The following is a 20126-nucleotide window of genomic DNA, read 5'->3' as shown; positions in this document are numbered from 1 at the left end:
TTGCAGTGCCCGGTATCCTCGGGAACTTCTGCTGCCATCTGGAGCACAGATTAAAGACATTCATTAGCACAGGATCCGAACCATGCACCTTCTGGTAGTCGAAGACGACGACATCGTACGCATGCTGATGGTCGAAGTGCTCGACGAACTGGGCTACACGGTCATCGAGGCGGACAGTGCCGGCGCGGCGCTGCGCATTATCGAGGACCCGGGCCAGGAGTTGGCGCTGATGCTGACCGACGTGGGGTTGCCAGACATGGGTGGCGAAGAGCTGGCCGGCAAGGCGCGCGAGCTGCGGCCGCTGTTGCCGGTGCTGTTCGCCAGTGGTTATGCCGAGAACGTCAATGTACCGGAGGGCATGCACCTGATCGGCAAGCCGTTCAGCATCGACCAGTTGCGCGACAAGGTACAGGCCATTCTGGGTAACCCTTGAAATCGGTGTCGCCTGGTTCGCGGGCTTGCCCGCTCCCACAGGGTCAGCACAAGTTTGAGTGCAGTGGAATACCTGTGGGAGCGGGCGAGCCCGCGAAGAGGCCGGCACAGGCTGTAGCTGACTACAGCTCCCTGCGCAACAGGTAGCTATCCATGATCCACCCCTTGCGCGCCCGCTCCCGCTCACGCACCTCCAGTATCTGTGCCTTCACCGTTTGCAACGGCCCGGCAATCAGCACCTCATCCGCAGTCCCCAGGTACGCGCCCCAGTAGATCATCAACGCCGGATCATCGAGCCGGGCAAACGCGCACTGCCCGTCGAGCATCACCAGCACATTGTCGATCTGCCCCTGCCCGGCCAGGCGCCGCCCTGGCAATACGGTCAACGGCTCACCGATGCGGTTGAGCGGCACCTGATGGCGCGCTGCCAACGCCTGCACGCTGCTGATGCCCGGAATGACCTGCAGGCGCAGCGCCACACCACGCTCGCGGACCAGGCCAAGGATGCGCAGGGTGCTGTCGTACAGCGTCGGCTCGCCCCACAGCAGAAAGGCGCCGGTTTCACCGTCGCCTATCTCCTGTTCGATCAGTTGGGCATACAGCGCCGCACGCTGCCGGTGCCAGTCCTGCACCGCGCCCAGGTAGTCTTCCGCGTGGCCGTCGCGTTCAGGGTCAGCCACCTGCACCAGGCGATAGCCGCCCTCGGGCCGGTAGCGTTGCAGGATGGCCTTGCGCAGGCGCAGCAGTTCGTCCTTGTCGCCGCCTTTGTCGAGCACGAAGAACACACTGGTCTGGCGCAGTGCATCGACCGCCTCGTAGGTGACCTGGCGCGGGTCACCCGGGCCGATGCCGATCAACAACAGGTCTTTCATTGCCCTGCCCTTTGCGGGAACCAGCAGCCATTGTCAGGTGGCTGCCGGTATTTGGCAAAGCGCCCCGTCAGAAGATGGAGAAGTTGTAGCTGACGATGACTCGTGTCTCGTCCATGTCACGCGCCCATTTTTCATAATTGCTGCGGTAAGTGGAATTACGCAGGCGCACGCTTACGTCCTTGAACGTGCCACTTTGCACCTGGTACTTGAACTCGGTGTCGCGTTCCCATTCTTTGCCTTCGGCCGTACTGCCCGGCACCTTGATATTGTCACCGTTGATGTAACGGGTGAAGAAGGTCAGGCCAGGCACGCCCAGGGCCTTGAAGTCATAGTCATAACGCACCTGCCAGGAACGCTCCTGGGCGGCGGCGAAGTCGTTGACCTGGGCATAGTTGACCAGGTACGGGTTGGTGCCATCCAGGTATGGCATGGCACTGTCGCCATACATGCGCTGCCAACCGGCACTGAGCTTGTGGCCACCCAGGCTGTAGCCGAGCATGCCGCTGAACGCGCGATGGTCGATTTCGCCGGCGCGGGCATTGCCGATGTCATCACTCTTGATCAAGCGCAGGTCTGCCGACAGGCTGCCCACCGCCAATGGCTGGCTGGCCACCAGGCCGAGGAAGTGCTGGCGGTAGATGTTCTCCAGCTTGGCCACCTGGTACTGGGCGCTGAAGCGTTCGTTGAAACGGTAATCGACACCAGCCAGGTCAAAGTGATCAGCCTCGATATCGCAGGCATAGCGCTTGTTCTTGCAATGCACGCGAATGTCCTGGCGGTCGGTGGAATCCCGTGCGGTGTACTTGTCCAGGCGGGCCAGGGTGAACTTCAGGTCGCGCACTTCTTCGGAAGTGAGCATGGCGCCATGGAACATGGTCGGCAGCAGGCGGCCATCGTTGTACTTGAGCAGCGGTACATCCGGCATCATCGAACCGTATTTAAGCACGGTACTGGAAACCTTGACCTTGGCCGCCAGGCCCATCTTCGCGTACTGGTCGGCCGAGTGGCGCGGGTCGTGACCGGAAGACGGCAACAGGCCGCTGTTACTGTCCGCCGGGCTGGAGTCAAGTTTGAAGCCGAACATGCCCAGCGCATCCACGCCAAAACCTACCGGGCCCTGGGTATAACCCGACTGCACATTGAGGATGAAACCTTGTGCCCATTCTTCGCGTTTGGACGCACCCTGGCTGGAACTGCTGTGGCCGTCACGAAAATCCCGGTTGAAATAGACATTGCGTGCTTCGACCTTTGCACTGCTGTCTTCAAGAAAACCGGCGGCCTGGGCATTGACGCCGGCACACAACAGGAACAAGCCGGCAACACGACGCCCGGGGGCGAGGGGGAAAGGGGCAAACATGGGAGAAAACATCCAGAATCAAGGCGAGTAAACAACCTGTGGCACGTGCTGGCCACGGTACTGCGAGGGGGCCGAACAATAGCCGGCCATCATCTGAAATTATCGCGCGAAGGCTCTGGCACGGGCCATTGGACCATGGTCTAAGCGCGCCACAAGACAACCGCGGAAAATCCGGACAATACCGCACGCAAAACTAGGAAAGTTCCTTGCTTACTTACAAAAAGTTTGCAGTTTACCCAGTGCCCATGAATGACTACACTCGATATCAGCGAACAGCGGAACCCACCCGCGTGGCCGGCGTTTTTATTCTTCTTCAATGTTCGTCACGCCCTGCCACGACCGACGTACAGGAGTGATTACAGTGTCCAGACTTGCAGAGTTTCGTGCTGCCGAAAAAGCGCTCCAGGAACAGATGGCGCAACTGGAAGCGTTGAAAAAGGATGCCGGCCTCAAACGCGAAATCGAATTCGAGCAGAAACTAGTCGGCCTGATGAAAAGCTACGACAAGAGCCTGCGCGATATCATCGCCATCCTCGACCCGAAGGCAGTGGCCCGGGTTTCCAGTGCAGCACCCAAGCAACAGCGCCGCGCGCGCGTGGTGAAGGTTTACACCAATCCGCATACCGGCGAGCGAATCGAGACCAAAGGCGGCAACCACCGTGGGCTCAAGGCCTGGAAAGAACAATACGGCGCCGCCACGGTAGAAAGCTGGGTACGCTGATGAAACGTCCACACGCACTTCACACTTTTTTCACAAGGGCTGGCTCAGTATCGAGACAGCTAAAGGACTAGCGACCCCATCACGCGCCCGCACATGCGGGCCTCTAATTCCAGCGCCCTGCCTTGTGCAGGGCGCTTTCATTTGCGCAATCGGCACACTGCCGTATCATGGCCAGCCTGTCTGTTTTGCCGGTGCCCTGCGCCCGGCCCCGTCTCAGGAGTTCCCATGAGCCTGCACGATCTGCAAACCCTGCCTGGCGTCACCGCCCAACCGGATGCCGCCACCGCCCAGTTCGTCTTCAACCACACCATGCTGCGGGTCAAGGACATCGAGAAGTCCCTGGACTTCTACACCCGCGTGCTGGGCTTCCGCCTGGTGGACAAGCGCGACTTCCCCGAAGCTGCCTTCAGCCTGTACTTCCTGGCCCTGGTCGACCCGGCGCAGATCCCGGCCGATGACAACGAACGCCACCAGTGGATGAAGTCTATTCCGGGCGTGCTGGAACTGACCCACAACCACGGCACCGAAAACGATGCCAATTTCGCCTACCACAACGGCAACACCGACCCGCGCGGCTTTGGCCACATCTGCGTCTCGGTACCGGACGTACGCGCCGCCTGCGCACGCTTCGAGGCACTGGGTGTACCGTTCCAGAAACGCCTGCAGGACGGGCGCATGAACCACCTGGCCTTCGTCAAGGACCCGGACGGTTACTGGGTCGAAGTCATCCAGCCGACCGAACTCAAAGGCTGAGCATTCATCGCTGTTCGCTCGTCGGGCCGGGAACTCCCGGCCCTTTGCTGTGGTATATGAAGGTAACTGCTTCACATGCCACAGCGAGGTAAGGACGATGCAATCTCTTCACTGTGAATATCGCAAGCACACCATCACCGCCAGCGTGATGCCCCACCCCGATTCCCCCCTGCCCTATGCCGCCGGGTGCCTGATTACCGACCCCGACGGGCACACCAGCAGGCGCATGTCGATGCCGATGAAGTTCTTCTCCGACCTCGAGAATGCACAGCATGTATCGCTGGCCCATGGCCGGGCACTGGTCGACCAGCAGCTGGATGAGGGGCACAAGGTATTTTGACCTTGTTTATGCCTGTTCCGGCCTCTTCGCGGGCTTGCCCGCTCCCACAGGTACTGCACAGATTTCAGATCCTGTGAGGTCCCAGTGGGAGCGGGCAAGCCCGCGAAAGGGCCGGCACAGGAGTAATCAGATATCCCGGGCGTACGCCACCGCCGCCTCCACCTGCGCCAGGGTGGGTCGCACCCCGGTGTAAAGCACGAACTGCTCCAGCGCCTGCAGCGCAATCACCTCCAGCCCGGTGATCACCGGCTTATCCAACGCCCGCGCCCGTCGGATCAACGGAGTGCTCTCCGGCATCGCCACAACATCGAACACCCGCGCCGCCGCGGCGATGGCGTTCTCGGAAAACGCCAGCTCCTCGGCCTCGGGCCCGCCCGCCATGCCGATCGGCGTCACGTTCACCAGCATGGGTGGGCACAGATCGCCCAGCTCCGCCACCCAGCGATAACCACACACATCCGCCAGCTGCCGCCCCGCCTGCTCGTTGCGCGCAACGATGATGCCTTCGGCGAACCCGGCATCGCGCAAGGCACTGGCTACCGCCTTGGCCATGCCGCCACTGCCGCGCAGGGCAAACGCCGTGGACGGGTCGACCTTGTGCTGCGCCAGCAATTGGCGAACGGCCAGGTAATCGGTGTTGTAGGCCTTCAGGTGGCCATTGGTATTGACCAGGGTATTGACCGACTCGATGGCCGCAGCCGATGGGTCGATCTCGTCGACCAGGGCCATGCAGGCCTCCTTGTACGGCATCGATACCCCGCAACCGCGGATGCCCAAAGCGCGAATGCCCGCCACCGCCGCCGGCAGGTCATCGGTGCGCATGGCCTTGTAGTAGAAGTCCAGGCCCAGCTGCTGGTAAAGGTGGTTGTGGAACCGTACACCGAAGGTGCCGGGGCGGCCGGCCAGGGAGATGCACAGCACGGTGTCTCTGCTTGGAGTTGCCGACATAACCTGCTCCTTTGTCATAACTGAAACGTTTGTTCAGCGTAACAGAGGTAACCGCTGGTCGTCCCTTACACAACCTTTACCGTTCCCCCGTGCTCAGCTGACGAAGAGTGGAGTCATAGTAATAGGACCCCACACTTGGGGTGTCCTTGCGAGGGTTTCTTCATGAACCGTCACATTCCCGGAATCGCCCTGCTGGTCGGTGCCCTGGCCATCAGCGCGCCCGCTGTCGCCCACGGCGGCCATGGCCATGGCGGTTGGTATGGCCCCGGCCCGCTGCTGGGTGCGGCTGTGGTTGGCGCCGTGGTCGGGGCGACGGTTTATGGCGGGCGTGACCGTACCGTGTACGTCGAGCGCCAGCCGGTCTACTACGGGCCTCCGCCGGTGTACATGCAACCACCGCCACCGCCGGTGTACTACCAGCCGTACTACGTGCCAGCACCACCGCCCCCGGGCTACCGCACCTACTACGGCCCGCCACCGGTGTATTACGGCCCGCCGCGCTGGTAAATGTTGATGGAACCAATGACCACTATCGAGGAAGTTAATTTCAAACCGCACCGGCTGCTGCGTAAGGTAGGGCCATGTTTACAGGAGGTCCACATGGCCACTATCCAGATCATGTCCGTTGTTGGCAGTGCCGTCCCCGCTTCGCTGCGTGAGCAGGGCCTGCTCGCATGCTGGTACCTGGTGCGCAACGGCGAAGCCGTAAGCGGCCCGATGCCGACCCGCGCCTCGGCCCAGGCCCTGGTCGAACAGTTGCAACCAGGCACTTTGGTCGCCTGACCCGTATTTGTTGTGCGTTGCTCCCTACGCCCTTCTGGCCCGCCTACCTGGCGGGTCTTTTTTTGCCTGGGCGTTACGCCTGCACCTCCCCACTGCAGGCTATGAACATTGCCAACAACGCGGCCAACTGGTGCTCACGCTGACCGTAGCCCGCGCCAGGCAAGCTGGCCCAGATAGGCGCGGCCTTGGCGATCGCCTGGGCAATGCGGCCAGCCTTGATCAGTGCCAGTGCGCCGCACTCGCTCAGCAACTTGATTGCCGCCAGGTCCTGGGCCTCAGGGGTAAAGCGGCCATTGAAGCCATAGGTGCTCACGATGGCATCCCAGGTACCGGCCAGAATCTGGTACCGCCCAGCCGCAGAACTGTGGATGCCGTAGCTGGGCAACCACACCTTCTGCTTCGGGTGCCCGCTGTAGTCATTGAACAGTTGGCCGCCTACCAGGACGTTGTAGCCATCGTCGCTGGCAGCGATGGTCGAGGTACCTTCGGACCAGGCCAGCATGTCCAGGAACGCGAGCACGTTCGCACCGCCGACAGCGGCAGAATCCAATCGAGCCATGTTGTCTCCATACAGAAGAAGCCCATACGCATGGGCGTGAACAGAATTTGTCTTGCGGGCCGCCTCACTCACCCTGCTTCCCGCGCAGGCGGGCGACGCCCTCGCCCTGGACGGTGACCTGCCGGGGAGGATGGCCGCCCCGAATGGTCAGCGCTTCGATCTTGCCTTCCAGGCGCCCTACAGTGATCACCAGTTCATTGCGTTCCTTTGCAAACTGATCGGCCCTGGCCTGCGCTTCCCTTCGGGCATCACGCTCGATATCGAGCAACTCGTTCAGGCGCCGGACCACGCCAATATCAGCGTTGTCCATGGCACGGTCAGCCGCATCCCTGGACAGCCACTTGCGCAGCCAGAGGAATGCACCCAGCAACACGGTGCCTGTTCCGCCCAGCCAGGTGATGGTGCCTGGGCCGAGGTCAGTCGGATCCATGAAAACCTCATTACCAATGGTGATGTCGTAAGCCTGGAGAACAGCTTCTCGGTGGCTTTCCTTGCTTGCATATTTAATTTAGCCTACGGCTAATATCATGACAAGGGAAATTTAGCCTTGAGCATATTTAGCAGCAAGCTAAACACTGGCATGCTTCGCCCCATGGACATCTACGAAATTCGCAAGCACAACCTGGTCAAGCTGATCGGCAACCAGAGAAAGGGATACTGCGCGGAGCGCTGGGGGATGGCGCCTGCACACCTGAGCCAGATCCTTTCGGACAAGACAGCGAAGAACCTGGGCGATGACGTGGCCCGCCGAATCGAGGGCATCGAAGGCTTGCCGCGGGGGTGGTTCGACGCGATGGCAGTGGGCGACCAGACGCAGGCGCCGGCCGAGGCGGGTGACAGCAAGCTTTCCGCAGCTGACCTGGTCAAGCAGATGCTTGCCAGAAGCGGCAGAGGCATCCCCGAAGAAACCCGGCAAAGGCTGCTGGCCGCCGCCGAGGAGCCGGCAGATTCGACACTGGTGGCCGCTGAACCTGCTCGGCCAGGCCTGGTGGGCGACGAAGTGTGGATTGCCCACTACGACGTCCGCGCAGCCATGGGTGGCGGGCAGATCCCCCACGACTACCCCGAGATGTTCAAGGATGTTCGCGTCAGCCCAAGCCACCTGCGCGAGCTGGGCGTGGAGTTCAGCGAGCACCACCACCTGAAGATGGTGACCGGTTGGGGCCAGTCGATGGAGCCGACCATCAAGCACCGCGACCCGCTGATCGTGGACGTCAGCATCCGCGAGTTCGTCGGCGATGGAATCTACTTCTTCTCCTGGGGCGACCACATCTACATCAAGCGGCTGCAAATTGCCGACGAAGAGCATTTCGAGATGATTTCCGACAACTCGCGACACAAGGACCGCATGATTCGCCGGGAAGAGACCTACATCCAGGCCAGGGTACTACTGGTGTGGAATGCGCACCTTGTGTAAGCCTCATTGATCTGGCAGGGCACTGTAGGAGCAGCCTGGTGCTGCGAAGAGGCCAGTACTGACAATGCATATCTGTTGCCTGTTCCGGCCTCTTCGCAGCACAAGGCTGCTCCTGCAAAGTGGGCATTTTCCGATGTTCAGAAAGGTGCCGCCTCCTCGGCCTGCTGCTCGCTGTCCTGCTCGACGATAAAGTCGTCGCGCTCCTCCACGCTGCCGCGCTCCCAACGTACCGTCACGCTCTCGTCGTCGTTGAAGGTCAGTTCCAACTCGGGCGTCTCGGCCAGCAGGCCCATCACCTCCTCCCACTCGGCATCACCGTCGGTATCCAGGCGATGCACCGTCACCCAGCGCTGCGTCTGCGCGAGCGGGTGGTTGATCATCGCAGACACGCGCAAGCTCAGCCGCTCCATTCCGGTCATTTCCTGGCGCTGATGGGGCGTCGACTTCATGTGCTTAGACATATTCTTATCCTGACAGCTGTATATTCGTACAGTATTCAAGGGAAGCTTATCTCACCGCCAAATCAAGCGTAAAGCCCCGCTGCGGAAAATTTTCGCCAACAGGTAATTTGTCGCCCGGCGAAATAATTTTAGCCATAAGCTATTGACGATGATTTAGCGTAAGGCTAAATTCCACTCCAGCAGCCGCCACCGTGCTGCTGCGGCACCAACCGACATTTCCATTCAGGAGTTCCCCCCATGAGCGTAGATATCAGCAACCTCACCATCGCCGTTCCGGTGGCCGAATCGTCGATCAGCACCGTAGCGGTCGAACTCACCGGCAGCGAAGCGATTGCCCTGTACCCGAACTACGTGAAAGTGCTCAGCGATGGTTCGGTCCAGTTGTCTGCCCCCACCAAAGGCGCTTCGAGCAAAAGCACCCGCAGGACCCGCTGCGAGTGGTCGGAGCCGGAATACTGGACCCTGGGCGGCGCCTTGGATCACTGGAATCGCCAGGAAATGACACTGACCAAGGTCAACTGGGCGCAGAAGGTGGTCATCGCGCAGATGCACGTCTACGGGGACGACAGCCCGCCCGTGAAGGTGTTCTGGAAAAAGGGCGACATCACCCTGGGTTTTCGGCGGACCTACAACCAGACTGACCCGATCAACTCGACGGTGCTCAAGGGGGTACCGCTGGGGGCAAAGTTCGAGGTGAGCATCCATGCCACGTCGGCAGGCGTGGTTACCGTTACAGCCAAGTGCAACGGGATGACCGGATCGTCCGGCGATCTGCAGTTCGACAGCACCTGGGCTACACAGCTATTCGAGTTCCACGGCGGGGTCTACAACCAGGTGGACTACACCGATACCACGCCCGCCGATGACGGCTCGATCTGCATCATCAGCGACCTATCGTTGATCCATGCCTGAGCCCAGGCAACTGGCAAGACATCCCGATGCCCTGCATCCCAGCGCAGGTTGCATCGGGATGCCGATTGGCGTTGAGCCGCCCCCAAGCGCTACATACAAGCTAAGCTCCACCTTCGGGCGCTTTTTCGATGGCCCCGGCACCATGCATCTACATCGTCGCTCTCGCGATCCATACCACCTGGCCAGATTTGGCCTTGAAGAGGATGCACCCATGGCGACAATCGAGACTCAAGCTCTTGCGCAAGGTCTCTCGCAAGTAGAAAGCAGCTGGCAAAAGTATGTAATTTCCCAAAAAAATACTGAAGGCCTAAGCGGATCCGAACTCAAGGCTGCCCTGAAAGCTAGTGCGCAAGACTATAAAAGGTTTCAGAATCACAGCCAGCAATTTTATGCAGAGGTTCGCAAACGGGTGACTGATGCTGAAAAACTGGAACAAGACAAGCAACTCTACCCTCACTATTACACTTGACGGGTTGATTTGATTTTCTTGTGAACCCAGGTTAGCTCTCAGCATTTCCTGGTAGTGCCCAGCATATAGCCGGGCATTTCCTTATAGGTTTTGCCCCCTATCTCGAGGCGGTGACAGGGTCTGCAGCGGGAGCGACCTCATCGGCGACTCGACGCGCGCGGCCAACTCCCCAAGCAAGCGCTCGGGCCATAGACTCATTTGGCCGGGAGTCGAAGGCCTCTTCGTGGAGTGCCATGCCGGACCGCGCATAGATACCGATGAACACCTGCGTGCTGCCGGTGCGCGAAAGCCTCACCCGCACATCGATAAAAGTGCCGTCAACAAGGGTTTCCTCGTGAGATCGGTGGTGGAGCGTAGGGTCAGCCCAGGCCCAGTACACATCGCCGCGCACGCGCATACAGCCCTCCTGCAACCGTTTGGTGGATGGTCATTAATCCAAAAAATAGCCAAGACGAAGCGGTGATCAAGGCTGTCCAACAGGTTTGAAAGCCAACCCGACAATTGGCTGTTTGCTCCCAGAATTCCCCCCTCAATTCACTGCTGCGACATGGCGAACTGGCGAAACTGGAGACAAACGTAATTGGTACAGGATTAAATTTCGTTCACGTTGCGCCCTTTAGTCATAAGGCATTCGACAGCAAATCAGCCATACTCCAGAATGCAGCGGTTTTTTGGGGGAAAACCCTTGCACAGCCAACGACATACCAACTTTTAGTGAGCCTCAACGTGAAAACATCCCTGTCCATCCTCAGCCTGCTGCTGTTGCTCACAGGTACTGCGACCCTTACGTCGACCGCTGCTGCACAACCCCCGGCCCAGGTTCAACGTGACCCATCCAAGCTGCACCTCGCCTCGGGCAGCGCCCTGCTGATAGACCTGAACACCAACCAGGAGCTGTATTCGAGCCACGCCGACCGCGTGGTGCCGATTGCCTCGGTGACCAAACTGATGACGGCGATGGTAGTGCTGGATGCCAAGCAGCCCATGGATGAAATGCTCACCATGACCATTGCCAACAACCCGGAAATGAAAGGCGTGTATTCGCGTGTGCGCCTAGGCAGCCAGCTCGACCGCCGCGAAACCTTGCTGATTACCCTGATGTCATCGGAAAACCGTGCGGCCAACACCCTGGCCAACCATTACCCTGGCGGCTACCCGGCGTTCATCAAGGCGATGAACGCCAAGGCCCGCAGCCTGGGCATGGCGCACACCCGCTACGTCGAGCCAACGGGCCTGTCGACGCAGAACGTGTCCACGGCCCGTGACCTGGCCAAGCTGCTGATGGCGTCGCGCAAGTACCCGATGCTGAGCGAGCTGTCGACCACCCGCGAGAAGACCGTGGCCTTCCGCAAGCCCAACTACACCCTGGGCTTCCGCAACACCGACCACCTGGTGAACAAGAGCAACTGGGACATCAAGCTGACCAAGACCGGCTTCACCAATGAAGCCGGGCACTGCCTGGTGCTGCTGACCCGCATGGACAACCGCCCGGTGGCCATGGTGATCCTCGACGCCTTTGGCAAGTACACCCACTTCGCCGATGCCAGCCGCATGCGTCAGTGGCTGGAAACCGGTGCTGCCAAGCCGGCGCCGGCGGTGGCCATGCAGTACAAGGCAGAGCGGCAGAACAAGGGGCGCCTGGCGGCCGAATGACCGAAGCCGGAATGATGGGGCCTGCACCGGCCCTATCGCCGGCAAGCCAGCGCCCACAGTGACAGCACCAGGCCTGCGAGAGCAACTGCCATGCGCGGTCCATGTGGGAGCCGGCTTGCCGGCGATGGGCTGCACAGCAGCCCCAAGTTCGTCAGGCCGTGGTGCTGACCATCCCGCCCGCGCTGCTGCCACCCGTTTTCTGTAATGCTTCGAGCAACTGCGCGGTGGCCTGCAGGATTTCACCATTGATGGTGGCGATGCTCGCTTGCTTGGCGGACACAGCTGCCAGCTTGGTGGTTTCGTCCATCTTCTGCGCCATCAACTGGGCCAGTTGCTTCTGCTCCTCGGCCAACTGCTTCTGCAGCTTCTTGATCATCTCGCGCAATTGCCTGATGTGCGCAGGCTCCGAACTTTCACTGCTGCTCTGGGCACCTTGAGTCTGGCCACCACCGTTCACCTTCGACGTGTCGGCCTGAGTGCCGGCCCCATTCTCTTCAGTCTTTTGCGCATCCTGGCTGTCGGCGGCCTGGGTTGTGCTCAGCGCCTGGCTCGTGGTGCTGATGCTGACTGCTGCAATACCTGTCATGTCTTTCTCCCTGCGTTGCAAATGGGTCCTTGGGTTGTTCTGCCTATCGGCCGACAGGCGCAGGCCTTTAGCCCCCTGCTGCAAGTGGCCGATCGGCCGCCAGTAAATTCCCCATCGTTTGGCTCGTTCCACCCAATGTACAAACGCAGGCGCCGGTCTCTCCCGGCGAGCGTCAACATTCGACCATTATGGAACCGCAGCCATGAGCCAGTCTGCAAAACCGGAAACCATCAAGGACCTGATCGGCGTGGGCTTCGGCCCTTCCAACCTGGCCCTGGCCATCGCCCTGGAAGAACTCGCCGAGTCCCACGGCCATGCCCTCGACGCGCTGTTCATCGACAAGCAGCAGGACTATCGCTGGCATGGCGAAACCCTGGCCACCCAGAGCGAGCTGCAGATCTCGTTCCTCAAGGACCTGGTGTCGCTGCGCAACCCCACCAGCCCCTACAGCTTCGTCAACTACCTGCACCAGAAGCAGCGCCTGGCCGACTTCATCAACCTCGGCACCTTCTACCCCTGCCGCCTCGAGTACAACGACTACCTGCGCTGGGCCGCCGAGCACTTCGCCACCCAGGCGGTATATGGCGAGGAAGTGCTGCGCATCGAGCCGGACGTGCAGGCGGGCCGAGTCGAGCACCTGCGCCTGGTCTCGCGCGACGCCCAAGGCCGCGAATATAGCCGCCGCACCCGTTCGGTAGTGGTCGGCAGCGGCGGTACGCCAAAAATCCCGGAAAAGTTCGGTGCCTTCAAGGACGACCCGCGGGTATTCCACCACTCCCAGTACCTGAGCAGCCTGAACAAGCTGCCATGCACCGCCGGCAAGCCGATGCGCATTGCCGTGATCGGCTCGGGCCAGAGCGCCGCCGAGGCGTTCATCGACCTCAACGACAGCTATCCGTCGGTCAAGGTCGACATGATCCTGCGCGGTTCGGCGCTCAAACCCGCCGATGACAGCCCGTTCGTCAACGAGATCTTCTCGCCGGACTACACCGACCTGGTCTACAACGAACCGGCCGACCAGCGCAGCAAGCTGCTGGGCGAATACCACAACACCAACTATTCGGTGGTCGACCTCAACCTGATCGAACGCATCTACGGCATCCTCTACCGGCAGAAGGTCGCCCACCAGTACCGCCACAACGTGCTGTGCCGGCGCCAGGTCGAAGCCGTGGTGGCCACCCGCGAAGGCCTGGAGCTGACACTGCGCGACCTCGCCACCGGCCAGCAGCAGACCCACCGCTACGATGCGGTGATACTCGCCACCGGTTACGAGCGCCGCTCGCACCGTGACCTGCTGGCGCCCCTGGCCGGCTACCTGGACGATTTCAACGTCGACCGCAACTACCGCGTGCTGACCAGCCCCGACCTGCAGGCCTCGGTGTACCTGCAGGGCTTCTGCGAAAACAGCCACGGCCTGAGTGACACCCTGCTCTCGGTGCTGCCGGCGCGCGCTGCGGAAATTGGCCGCGCGCTGTACCAGGACCTGGCGCAGCTGCACGGCAAGCCGCAACCGGCAGTGGCTCTGACCCGCGCCTGATCCTCTAGGCATTTAACAGCATCTGTAGGAGCAGCCTTGTGCTGCGAAGAGGCCGGTACTGACAGTGCATCTCTGTTGTCAGTACCGGCCTCTTCGCAGCACAAGGCTGCTCCTACAGGGTCGCGCCAGCTTTCAGGTTTCTTTGCCCGAAACATTTGCTTGCATTTAAAACGGCAGGTTTTCGATTCTCATTCGTCCTTATCAATACAGCCCCTCTTTGGCTGGGCACACGCTCGACTCCCCATTGCAGAAGACCGTCAGATGGCCAAATCACCGAAAAAATCCAAATCCAGGCTGTGGTTCCTGGTCCACAGCTGGCTCGCCTTGCCGATCTGGTTCTTTGTCCTGATCGTCTGCTTCACCGGCATGCTCGCGGTGGTCAGCCAGGAAATCGTCTGGCTGGCCGACCCCGCCGTGCGCGCCAACAAGCCCGACGCCGACGCCGAGCGCCTGAGCTTCCAGCAGGTACTGGACGCCCTGCACAAGGCCGAGCCGGACATGGTGGTGGAGCGGCTGATCCAGCCCGACGGTTCGCACTTCGCGGTCAAGGCCAATGTCACCCTGCCTGACGGCACCAGCCCGACGCTGTATGTAAACCCCTACACCGGGGCCATCCAGGGCAAGACCCCGGACTTCAACTTCGAAGCCTTCACCCGCGCCTTGCACGGCTGGTGGCTGGTGCCGTTCACCAGCGGTTTCAGCTGGGGCTGGTACCTGGTGTCGTTGCTCGGGCTGCCCATGCTGGCTTCGCTGGTAACCGGCCTGGTGGTGTACAAGAAGTTCTGGAGGGGCTTCTTCAAGCCAGTGCGCACCGGCCATGGTTCGCGAATTTTCTGGGGCGACCTGCACCGCCTGGCCGGGGTCTGGTCGATCTGGTTCATTGCGGTCATTTCCATCACCGGCACCTGGTTCCTGATCCAGGCAATCCTGGCCGACAACCACATCACCATTTCCAGCCGGCCCATCGTGCCGGTGATCGCCCGTGAGGACGTGCCGCAAACCCCGAATGGCAGCCCGGCAGCGCGCATCGACCTGGATGAAGCGGCACGCATCGCCGGCCTGGCGGTCCCGGGGCTGGAGATCAGCTTCATCTCGCTGCCGGCTACCGCCTACAGCCACATCACCCTGGCCGGACCAGGCTGGTACCCGCTGATGTTCCAAAGCGCCTCGGTCAACCCGTACACGCGCAATGTCGACAGTCAGTTCCTGATCAGCGACCGCTCCGCCCTGGAGTTCGTCACCGAATCCATGCGCCCGCTGCACACCGGCGATTTCGGCGGCTTGCCGATCAAGCTGGTGTGGTTCTTCTTCGGCCTGGTCCTCACCCTGATGGTGTTCAGCGGTTTGCTGATCTGGACCAAACGCACCGCCCAGGCCACCGCCGCCGCCCTCAAGCGCAGCGAGCGCGCACCGCGCATGGCGCGCCATGAACCCACAGTGGAGATCCGCCCATGAACCAGGCCCAAGCCGTGACCGTCAGCCCGCTGAAGCAACTGTGGCTGAAGTGGCGTTTTCACTTGAACATCCTGCTGATCCTCATCCCGCTGGGCTTCATGCCCAAGTACTTCGCCGAGGCCAAGCTGTTTCGCGGCGAAGCAGGGCTCGGCGCCAATGTGATCCACGACATCCAGGTCGGCCCCTATACCCTGGACCTGGCCGAGATGCGTGACGAGGCTCCCCGCGCCGATGGCCCGGCCGGCCACTTCAAGGTCTTCAATGCATCGCTGTGCAAGGCCTGCGTCAACGGCGTCAAGGCGGCCTACCTGCGCATCGGCAAACCGCGCAGCCTGCGCGCCGCCGGCACGATTTTCTTCGGCGCGCCGTACAACATGGGCACCTCGTTGCCGATCCCGCCACGCACCAAGCCCGACGCGCAGATCTGGATCACCCTGGAAGGCTGGGACGGCAGCATGCACCAGGCGTCCGTCCCTCTGGCCAAGGCATCGCCAGCCACCGTGGCCTGGCTCGAGAAACAAGGAGGCAAGAAATGAAACACCTGATACGCACCCTCGCCCTGCCCTTGCTGGTGCTGGCCGCCTGCCCGGCCCTGGCGCACAACCCGATGTGCGAGTGTGAAGAGCTGGCCGGCGGCCAGGTCAAGTGCACCGGCGGCTTCTCGGACGGCAGCGGCGCCCCCGGAGTTACCCTGGATGTGATCGGCTACGACGAACAGGTGCTGGTCGGCGGCAAGCTCGGTGATGACTCGACCCTGACCTTCAAGCGCCCGGACGGCGAGTTCTACGTGCTGTTCGATGCCGGCCCCGGGCACGTGGTGGAAGTCGACTACGCCGATATAGCCCAGCCATGAGCCGCGCCCAAGTGATTCGCCCGGCCGGCGCCGGGCACGAAACCCTGTACGTGCTGCTGGTCAGCCTGCTGATCGTGGTACTCGCCATCGGTGTGGTGCTGCTGCGCGGCGAACGCGAGGATGAACAGGCCATCGCCAGCCACCAGATAGACGCCCGTCGCGACCTGACCGCCGCCGAGCAAGGCCTGTACACCGACTTGCGGGTGGCCTTCGACGAAATCCAGCTGCTGCGTGAAGAGAACACCGCTGCGCCCAGCGTACAGGCACTTGCCGAGGAAGGCCTGCCACCGTTCGTGGTCGATGCCGGCAGCCAGAGCCGCGGCAGCCACCAATGGTCGTGGCTGGAGACCGGGGCCTACCTTGGCCGCAGCCAGGCCCCGGAAGTGGCCGGCAGCCTGCTGCTGATCCTGCCGGCCGACAGCACCGGCCAGGCCGATGTCTGGCTGCGCCGCGACAGCGCCGCCGTGACCCCGGACGACCTTGGCCAGGCCGCCCTGATCGCCGCCGGCTGGCAGCAGGTGGTCAGCCATTACGACGCCGGGGTCACCCGCGAACACCGTCATTGAACCCAAGGACTTCCCCATGCTCCGCTCCGCCCTCGCCCTGCTCCTGGCCATTGCCCTGCCGGCACAGGCCCTGGCCGATAACGGCAAGCCCCTGCGTATCGGCATTACCCTGCACCCCTACTACAGCTATGTGAGCAACATCGTCGGCGACAAGGCCGAAGTGGTGCCGCTGATTCCGGCAGGGTTCAACCCCCATGCCTACGAGCCACGGGCCGAGGACATCAAGCGCATCGGTACCCTGGACGTGGTGGTACTGAACGGCGTCGGCCATGACGATTTCGCCGACCGCATGATCGCCGCCAGCGAGAAGCCCGACATAAACACCATCGAGGCCAACCAGAACGTACCCTTGCTGGCGGCCACCGGCATTGCCGCCCGCGGCGCCGGCAAGGTGGTCAACCCGCACACCTTCCTGTCGATCAGCACCACCATCGCCCAGGTCAACAACATCGCCCGCGAACTGGGCAAGCTCGACCCGGACAACGCCAAGCTGTACACGCAAAACGCCCGCGCCTATGCCAAGCGCCTGCGCGCACTGCGCGCCGAAGCACTGGCCAAGGTCACCGAGGCGCCCAGCGCCACCTTCCGGGTCGCCACTATCCATGCCGCCTACGACTACCTGGTACGTGACTTCGGCCTGGAGGTGACTGCGGTGGTCGAGCCAGCCCATGGCATCGAACCCAGCCCGGCCCAGCTGAAGAAGACCATCGACCAGCTCAAGGCGCTGGACGTGCGGGTGATCTTCTCGGAAATGGACTTCCCGTCGGCCTATGTCGAAACCATCCAGCGTGAATCCGGCGTGCGCCTGTACCCGCTTACGCACATCTCCTACGGCGAATACACCAAGGACAAGTACGAAGTGGAGATGAAGCGCAACCTCGACACCGTGGTCCGCGCCATCCAGGAGAACCGCGCATGACCGCCGCCGCCAACCTGGTGACAGCCTGCGGGCCGCGCATCGAGTTCGCCGGCATCGACCTGACCCTGGGCCGCACCCGCATCCTCGAACAGGTCAGCTTCAACGTCGCCGCCGGCAGCGTGCATGCCATCGTCGGCCCCAACGGCGGTGGCAAGAGTTCGCTGATCAAGACCCTGCTCGGGCAGATGCCGCACCAGGGCCAGCTGACCCTGCACTGGCCCGGCGAACGCGAAGTGATCGGCTATGTGCCGCAGGCGCTGGAATTCGACCGTGGCCTGCCGATAACCGTGGACGATTTCATGGCTGCCATGTGCCAGCGCCGCCCTGCTTTCCTCGGCTTGTCGCATCGCGTGCAGCCGGCCATCGACACAGCCCTGGCGCAGGTCGGCATGCTCGACAAGCGCAAACGGCGCATGGGCGCGCTTTCCGGTGGCGAACGCCAACGCGTGCTGCTGGCCCAGGGCCTGATTCCCGAGCCGCAACTGCTGGTGCTGGACGAGCCGATGTCGGCCCTGGACGAAGCCGGCATCCAGGTGTTCGAACAACTGCTGCAGGGCTGGCGCCAGGCCTGCACCACCGTGCTGTGGATCGAACACGACCTGGAGGCGGTGCTGCGCCTGGCCGACCGGGTTACCGGCCTGAGCCGCCAGGTACTGTTCGACGCCCCACCCGCCCAGGCCCTGACCCCAGAGCGCCTGCTCGGCCTGTTCTCCGTTCACCCGCGTAGCGAGAGCCTTGCCTGATGAGTTTTGAAATCTTTCGGCAAACGGTCCAGGACTGGGCCACTGCCGGCTACCTGCCCGAGGCGCTGGCCTACGGCTTCGTGGTCAACGCTTTGCTGGCCGGTTTGATGATCGGCCCGGTGCTGGGCGGCCTGGGTACCCTGGTGGTGGTCAAGCGCTTTGCCTTCTTCTCCGAAGCCGTCGGCCACGCCGCACTGACCGGCGTGGCCATCGGCATCCTGCTGGGCGAGCCCTACACCGGCCCCTACGGCAGCCTGTTCGGCTACTGCCTGCTGTTCGGCATCTTGCTCAACTTCCTGCGCAACCGCACCGGGCTGTCGCCGGACACGCTGATCGGCGTGTTCCTGTCGGTGTCGCTGGCGCTGGGTGCCAGCCTGCTGCTGATGCTGGCAGGCAAGATCAACGTGCACATCCTCGAGAACGTGCTGTTCGGCTCGGTGCTGACCGTCAGCAGCCAGGACCTGGTGGTGCTGGGCATCGTCGCGGTGCTGGTGCTGGCATTGGCAGTGCCGCTGTACAACCGCATCATGCTGGCCAGTTTCAACCCACAGCTGGCAGCCGTGCGCGGGGTGGCGGTGAAAACCCTGGACTACCTGTTCGTGGTACTGGTGACCCTGGTCACCGTGGCCTCGGTGAAGGTGATCGGGGCGATCCTGGTCGGGGCGCTGCTGGTGATCCCCGCTGCCGCCGCACGCCTGGTCAGCCAGTCGCTGAAGGGCTTTTTCTTCCTGTCGGTGCTGATCGCCACGCTGAGCACGCTGCTGGGCATCCTGCTGCCGATCGTTTTCGACCTGCCGGTGCCGTCCGGCGCCGCGATCATCCTGGTCGCGGGCATCTGCTTCGCGCTGGCGGCGCTGGCCCGCGCCCTCATCCCCCGCCTGCAAGGAAACCCGGCATGAACCTGAAACGCCTGACCCTGGCGCTGGCCCTGGCCAGCCTGCCGTCGCTGTCTTTCGCCACGCAAGTGCTGACCACCCTGCCCGTCACCCACAGCCTGGCCAGCGCCTTGCTCGAGGGCACCAAGGTGCAACTCAAGCGTGCAGCACCCGCCAACCTGCCTGCCAGCCGCCAGCCTTCCTATTTCAGCGGTCGCGGTGGCGCCAGCCTGCACAAGGCCGCGCAGCAGGCCGACGCGGTGATCGGCGTGCGCTCGATCTGGCGTGACGACCCGCTGTACCCGATGGCCCGGCGTAGCAATATCCGGATCGTCGAAATCGACGCCGCACGGCCAGTGGATGGCGCGCTGCCGGGCATAGCGGTGAGCGGCGACGAGGCCTATGGCGCCTACCCCTGGCTCAACCCGACCAACTTCGGGCGCATGGCCGACGTGGTAGCCAATGACCTGGAGCGGTTGGCGCCGGGCGACAAGGCGCAGATCCAGGGCAACCTGGCCGGGCTCAAACGCCAGTTGCTGGAGCTTTCGGCCAGCAGCCAGACACGCTTGGCCAAGGTCGACAACCTGACGGTGGTGAGCCTGTCGGAACGGCTGGGTTATCTGGCCAGCGGGTTGAACCTGGACGTGGTCGAGCAGCCGCTGCCAGCCGAGTGGGATGCGACTGCGCTGAAGGCGCTAGGGGACAACCTGAAAGCGCAGGATGTGGCGCTGGTGCTGGACCATCGGCAGCCGGAAGCGGCTGTGGCCGAGGTGATCAAGGCGTCCGGGGCGAAGCTGGTGGTGGTGGAAAGTGACCCTGAGGATGCGTTTGCGGGGCTGAAAGCCAGCGTCGACCGTGTGGTTGGGGCATTGGGCGAAAGCTGATGTTCTCCTCGCAGTCCCACAGGCCTGCACG

27 protein-coding genes are annotated in these 20126 nt (G+C 62.4%); 19 read left to right on the top strand and 8 right to left on the bottom strand.

From position 1 onward, the window contains the following. Positions 1–82: 82 nt before the first annotated feature. Complete coding sequence (locus IMX18_RS08505) at positions 83–433, top strand: response regulator (RefSeq protein WP_015270807.1); 351 nt, start codon at positions 83–85, stop codon at positions 431–433. A 121-nt stretch (positions 434–554) separates the two neighbouring features. On the opposite strand, the gene cobF is transcribed toward IMX18_RS08505, so the two are convergent. Continuing rightward, entirely contained in the window at positions 555–1304 is a 750-nt protein-coding gene (gene cobF / locus IMX18_RS08500) for a precorrin-6A synthase (deacetylating) (protein ID WP_191472507.1), read from the bottom strand. Between the two features lie 67 nt (positions 1305–1371). Beyond that, positions 1372–2661, bottom strand: a complete 1290-nt coding sequence (locus IMX18_RS08495; RefSeq protein ID WP_015270809.1) for an OprD family porin — start codon at positions 2659–2661, stop codon at positions 1372–1374. A 361-nt stretch (positions 2662–3022) separates the two neighbouring features. Here IMX18_RS08495 and IMX18_RS08490 point away from each other — a divergent pair, with 361 nt between their 5' ends. The 3 genes from IMX18_RS08490 (at position 3023) to IMX18_RS08480 (ending at position 4475) form a co-directional block, all read left to right on the top strand. Next, positions 3023–3382: a histone-like nucleoid-structuring protein, MvaT/MvaU family gene (locus IMX18_RS08490; protein WP_015270810.1), complete on the top strand. Its 360-nt coding sequence runs from the start codon at positions 3023–3025 to the stop codon at positions 3380–3382. Positions 3383–3607: 225 nt separating this feature from the next. Further along, positions 3608–4135 (top strand): lactoylglutathione lyase, encoded by a 528-nt coding sequence (gloA, locus tag IMX18_RS08485; RefSeq protein ID WP_015270811.1) that lies wholly within the window; start codon positions 3608–3610, stop codon positions 4133–4135. Between the two features lie 97 nt (positions 4136–4232). Further along, positions 4233–4475: a hypothetical protein gene (locus tag IMX18_RS08480; protein WP_013973119.1), complete on the top strand. Its 243-nt coding sequence runs from the start codon at positions 4233–4235 to the stop codon at positions 4473–4475. Between the two features lie 126 nt (positions 4476–4601). On the opposite strand, the gene IMX18_RS08475 is transcribed toward IMX18_RS08480, so the two are convergent. Then, on the bottom strand, positions 4602–5423 hold the full coding sequence (locus IMX18_RS08475; RefSeq protein WP_015270812.1) for a shikimate 5-dehydrogenase: 822 nt from the start codon (positions 5421–5423) through the stop codon (positions 4602–4604). 162 nt (positions 5424–5585) lie between these two features. Between IMX18_RS08475 and IMX18_RS08470 the strand changes: the two genes are divergently transcribed. Next, a complete protein-coding gene (locus IMX18_RS08470) occupies positions 5586–5930 on the top strand; it encodes a hypothetical protein (protein WP_015270813.1) in 345 nt (114 codons plus the stop codon). A gap of 93 nt (positions 5931–6023) precedes the next feature. Continuing rightward, complete coding sequence (locus IMX18_RS08465; protein ID WP_014590513.1) at positions 6024–6206, top strand: hypothetical protein; 183 nt, start codon at positions 6024–6026, stop codon at positions 6204–6206. 73 nt (positions 6207–6279) lie between these two features. Here IMX18_RS08465 and IMX18_RS08460 read toward each other — a convergent pair whose 3' ends face one another. Together IMX18_RS08460 and IMX18_RS08455 are read right to left on the bottom strand one after the other, a co-directional pair. Further along, positions 6280–6765 carry a glycoside hydrolase family 24 protein gene (locus tag IMX18_RS08460; protein ID WP_015270814.1) on the bottom strand — a complete coding sequence of 162 codons (486 nt, stop codon included), beginning with the start codon at positions 6763–6765 and terminating at the stop codon, positions 6280–6282. Between the two features lie 64 nt (positions 6766–6829). Then, positions 6830–7195 (bottom strand): hypothetical protein, encoded by a 366-nt coding sequence (locus tag IMX18_RS08455; RefSeq protein WP_015270815.1) that lies wholly within the window; start codon positions 7193–7195, stop codon positions 6830–6832. A 162-nt stretch (positions 7196–7357) separates the two neighbouring features. On the opposite strand from IMX18_RS08455, the gene IMX18_RS08450 reads away from it, so the two are divergent. Continuing rightward, positions 7358–8182, top strand: coding sequence for a S24 family peptidase (locus IMX18_RS08450; protein ID WP_217190158.1), 825 nt, complete (start codon positions 7358–7360; stop codon positions 8180–8182). A gap of 137 nt (positions 8183–8319) precedes the next feature. Here IMX18_RS08450 and IMX18_RS08445 read toward each other — a convergent pair whose 3' ends face one another. Further along, entirely contained in the window at positions 8320–8643 is a 324-nt protein-coding gene (locus tag IMX18_RS08445; RefSeq protein WP_085720592.1) for a DUF1654 domain-containing protein, read from the bottom strand. A gap of 237 nt (positions 8644–8880) precedes the next feature. Here IMX18_RS08445 and IMX18_RS08440 point away from each other — a divergent pair, with 237 nt between their 5' ends. Both IMX18_RS08440 and IMX18_RS08435 read left to right on the top strand, forming a co-directional pair. Next, a complete protein-coding gene (locus tag IMX18_RS08440; RefSeq protein WP_100412862.1) occupies positions 8881–9555 on the top strand; it encodes a polysaccharide lyase family 7 protein in 675 nt (224 codons plus the stop codon). Between the two features lie 211 nt (positions 9556–9766). Beyond that, positions 9767–10024 (top strand): hypothetical protein, encoded by a 258-nt coding sequence (locus IMX18_RS08435; protein ID WP_015270818.1) that lies wholly within the window; start codon positions 9767–9769, stop codon positions 10022–10024. A gap of 97 nt (positions 10025–10121) precedes the next feature. On the opposite strand, the gene IMX18_RS27980 is transcribed toward IMX18_RS08435, so the two are convergent. Then, on the bottom strand, positions 10122–10421 hold the full coding sequence (locus IMX18_RS27980) for a hypothetical protein (protein ID WP_015270819.1): 300 nt from the start codon (positions 10419–10421) through the stop codon (positions 10122–10124). A 329-nt stretch (positions 10422–10750) separates the two neighbouring features. Here IMX18_RS27980 and pbpG point away from each other — a divergent pair, with 329 nt between their 5' ends. Next, positions 10751–11677: a D-alanyl-D-alanine endopeptidase gene (gene pbpG / locus IMX18_RS08430; RefSeq protein WP_100412863.1), complete on the top strand. Its 927-nt coding sequence runs from the start codon at positions 10751–10753 to the stop codon at positions 11675–11677. A 151-nt stretch (positions 11678–11828) separates the two neighbouring features. Here the strand turns inward: pbpG and IMX18_RS08425 are convergent, their stop codons facing one another. Then, positions 11829–12263, bottom strand: a complete 435-nt coding sequence (locus IMX18_RS08425; RefSeq protein ID WP_015270820.1) for a kinetochore Spc7 family protein — start codon at positions 12261–12263, stop codon at positions 11829–11831. 202 nt (positions 12264–12465) lie between these two features. Between IMX18_RS08425 and IMX18_RS08420 the strand changes: the two genes are divergently transcribed. The 9 genes from IMX18_RS08420 (at position 12466) to IMX18_RS08380 (ending at position 20095) form a co-directional block, all read left to right on the top strand. Beyond that, positions 12466–13800: a lysine N(6)-hydroxylase/L-ornithine N(5)-oxygenase family protein gene (locus IMX18_RS08420; RefSeq protein ID WP_015270821.1), complete on the top strand. Its 1335-nt coding sequence runs from the start codon at positions 12466–12468 to the stop codon at positions 13798–13800. Between the two features lie 261 nt (positions 13801–14061). Next, positions 14062–15255, top strand: a complete 1194-nt coding sequence (locus IMX18_RS08415) for a PepSY-associated TM helix domain-containing protein (protein ID WP_015270822.1) — start codon at positions 14062–14064, stop codon at positions 15253–15255. Beyond that, on the top strand, positions 15252–15791 hold the full coding sequence (locus tag IMX18_RS08410) for a thiamine pyrophosphate-binding protein (protein WP_100412864.1): 540 nt from the start codon (positions 15252–15254) through the stop codon (positions 15789–15791). The genes IMX18_RS08415 and IMX18_RS08410 overlap by 4 nt, the downstream gene beginning before the upstream one ends. Beyond that, entirely contained in the window at positions 15788–16108 is a 321-nt protein-coding gene (locus IMX18_RS08405; protein WP_013973133.1) for a hypothetical protein, read from the top strand. The genes IMX18_RS08410 and IMX18_RS08405 overlap by 4 nt, the downstream gene beginning before the upstream one ends. Beyond that, positions 16105–16674 carry a DUF6162 family protein gene (locus tag IMX18_RS08400; RefSeq protein WP_015270824.1) on the top strand — a complete coding sequence of 190 codons (570 nt, stop codon included), beginning with the start codon at positions 16105–16107 and terminating at the stop codon, positions 16672–16674. Before IMX18_RS08405 ends, IMX18_RS08400 begins: the two co-directional genes overlap by 4 nt. Before the next feature lie 16 nt (positions 16675–16690). Further along, the gene (locus tag IMX18_RS08395) at positions 16691–17593 is read left to right on the top strand and encodes a metal ABC transporter substrate-binding protein (RefSeq protein WP_015270825.1); all 903 of its coding nucleotides are present in this window, start codon (positions 16691–16693) and stop codon (positions 17591–17593) included. Then, on the top strand, positions 17590–18336 hold the full coding sequence (locus tag IMX18_RS08390) for a metal ABC transporter ATP-binding protein (protein WP_217190159.1): 747 nt from the start codon (positions 17590–17592) through the stop codon (positions 18334–18336). The genes IMX18_RS08395 and IMX18_RS08390 overlap by 4 nt, the downstream gene beginning before the upstream one ends. Then, entirely contained in the window at positions 18336–19235 is a 900-nt protein-coding gene (locus IMX18_RS08385) for a metal ABC transporter permease (RefSeq protein WP_217190160.1), read from the top strand. Before IMX18_RS08390 ends, IMX18_RS08385 begins: the two co-directional genes overlap by 1 nt. Then, positions 19232–20095, top strand: coding sequence for a metal ABC transporter substrate-binding protein (locus tag IMX18_RS08380; protein WP_191472504.1), 864 nt, complete (start codon positions 19232–19234; stop codon positions 20093–20095). The genes IMX18_RS08385 and IMX18_RS08380 overlap by 4 nt, the downstream gene beginning before the upstream one ends. Positions 20096–20126: the final 31 nt, after the last annotated feature.

The sequence above is a fragment of the Pseudomonas shirazica genome (assembly GCF_015168335.1).
GTDB classification, from domain to species: Bacteria; Pseudomonadota; Gammaproteobacteria; order Pseudomonadales; family Pseudomonadaceae; genus Aquipseudomonas; species Aquipseudomonas asiatica.
The sequence above is the reverse complement of the archived record's forward strand: the minus strand, read 5'-3'. Positions and strand labels throughout refer to the sequence as shown.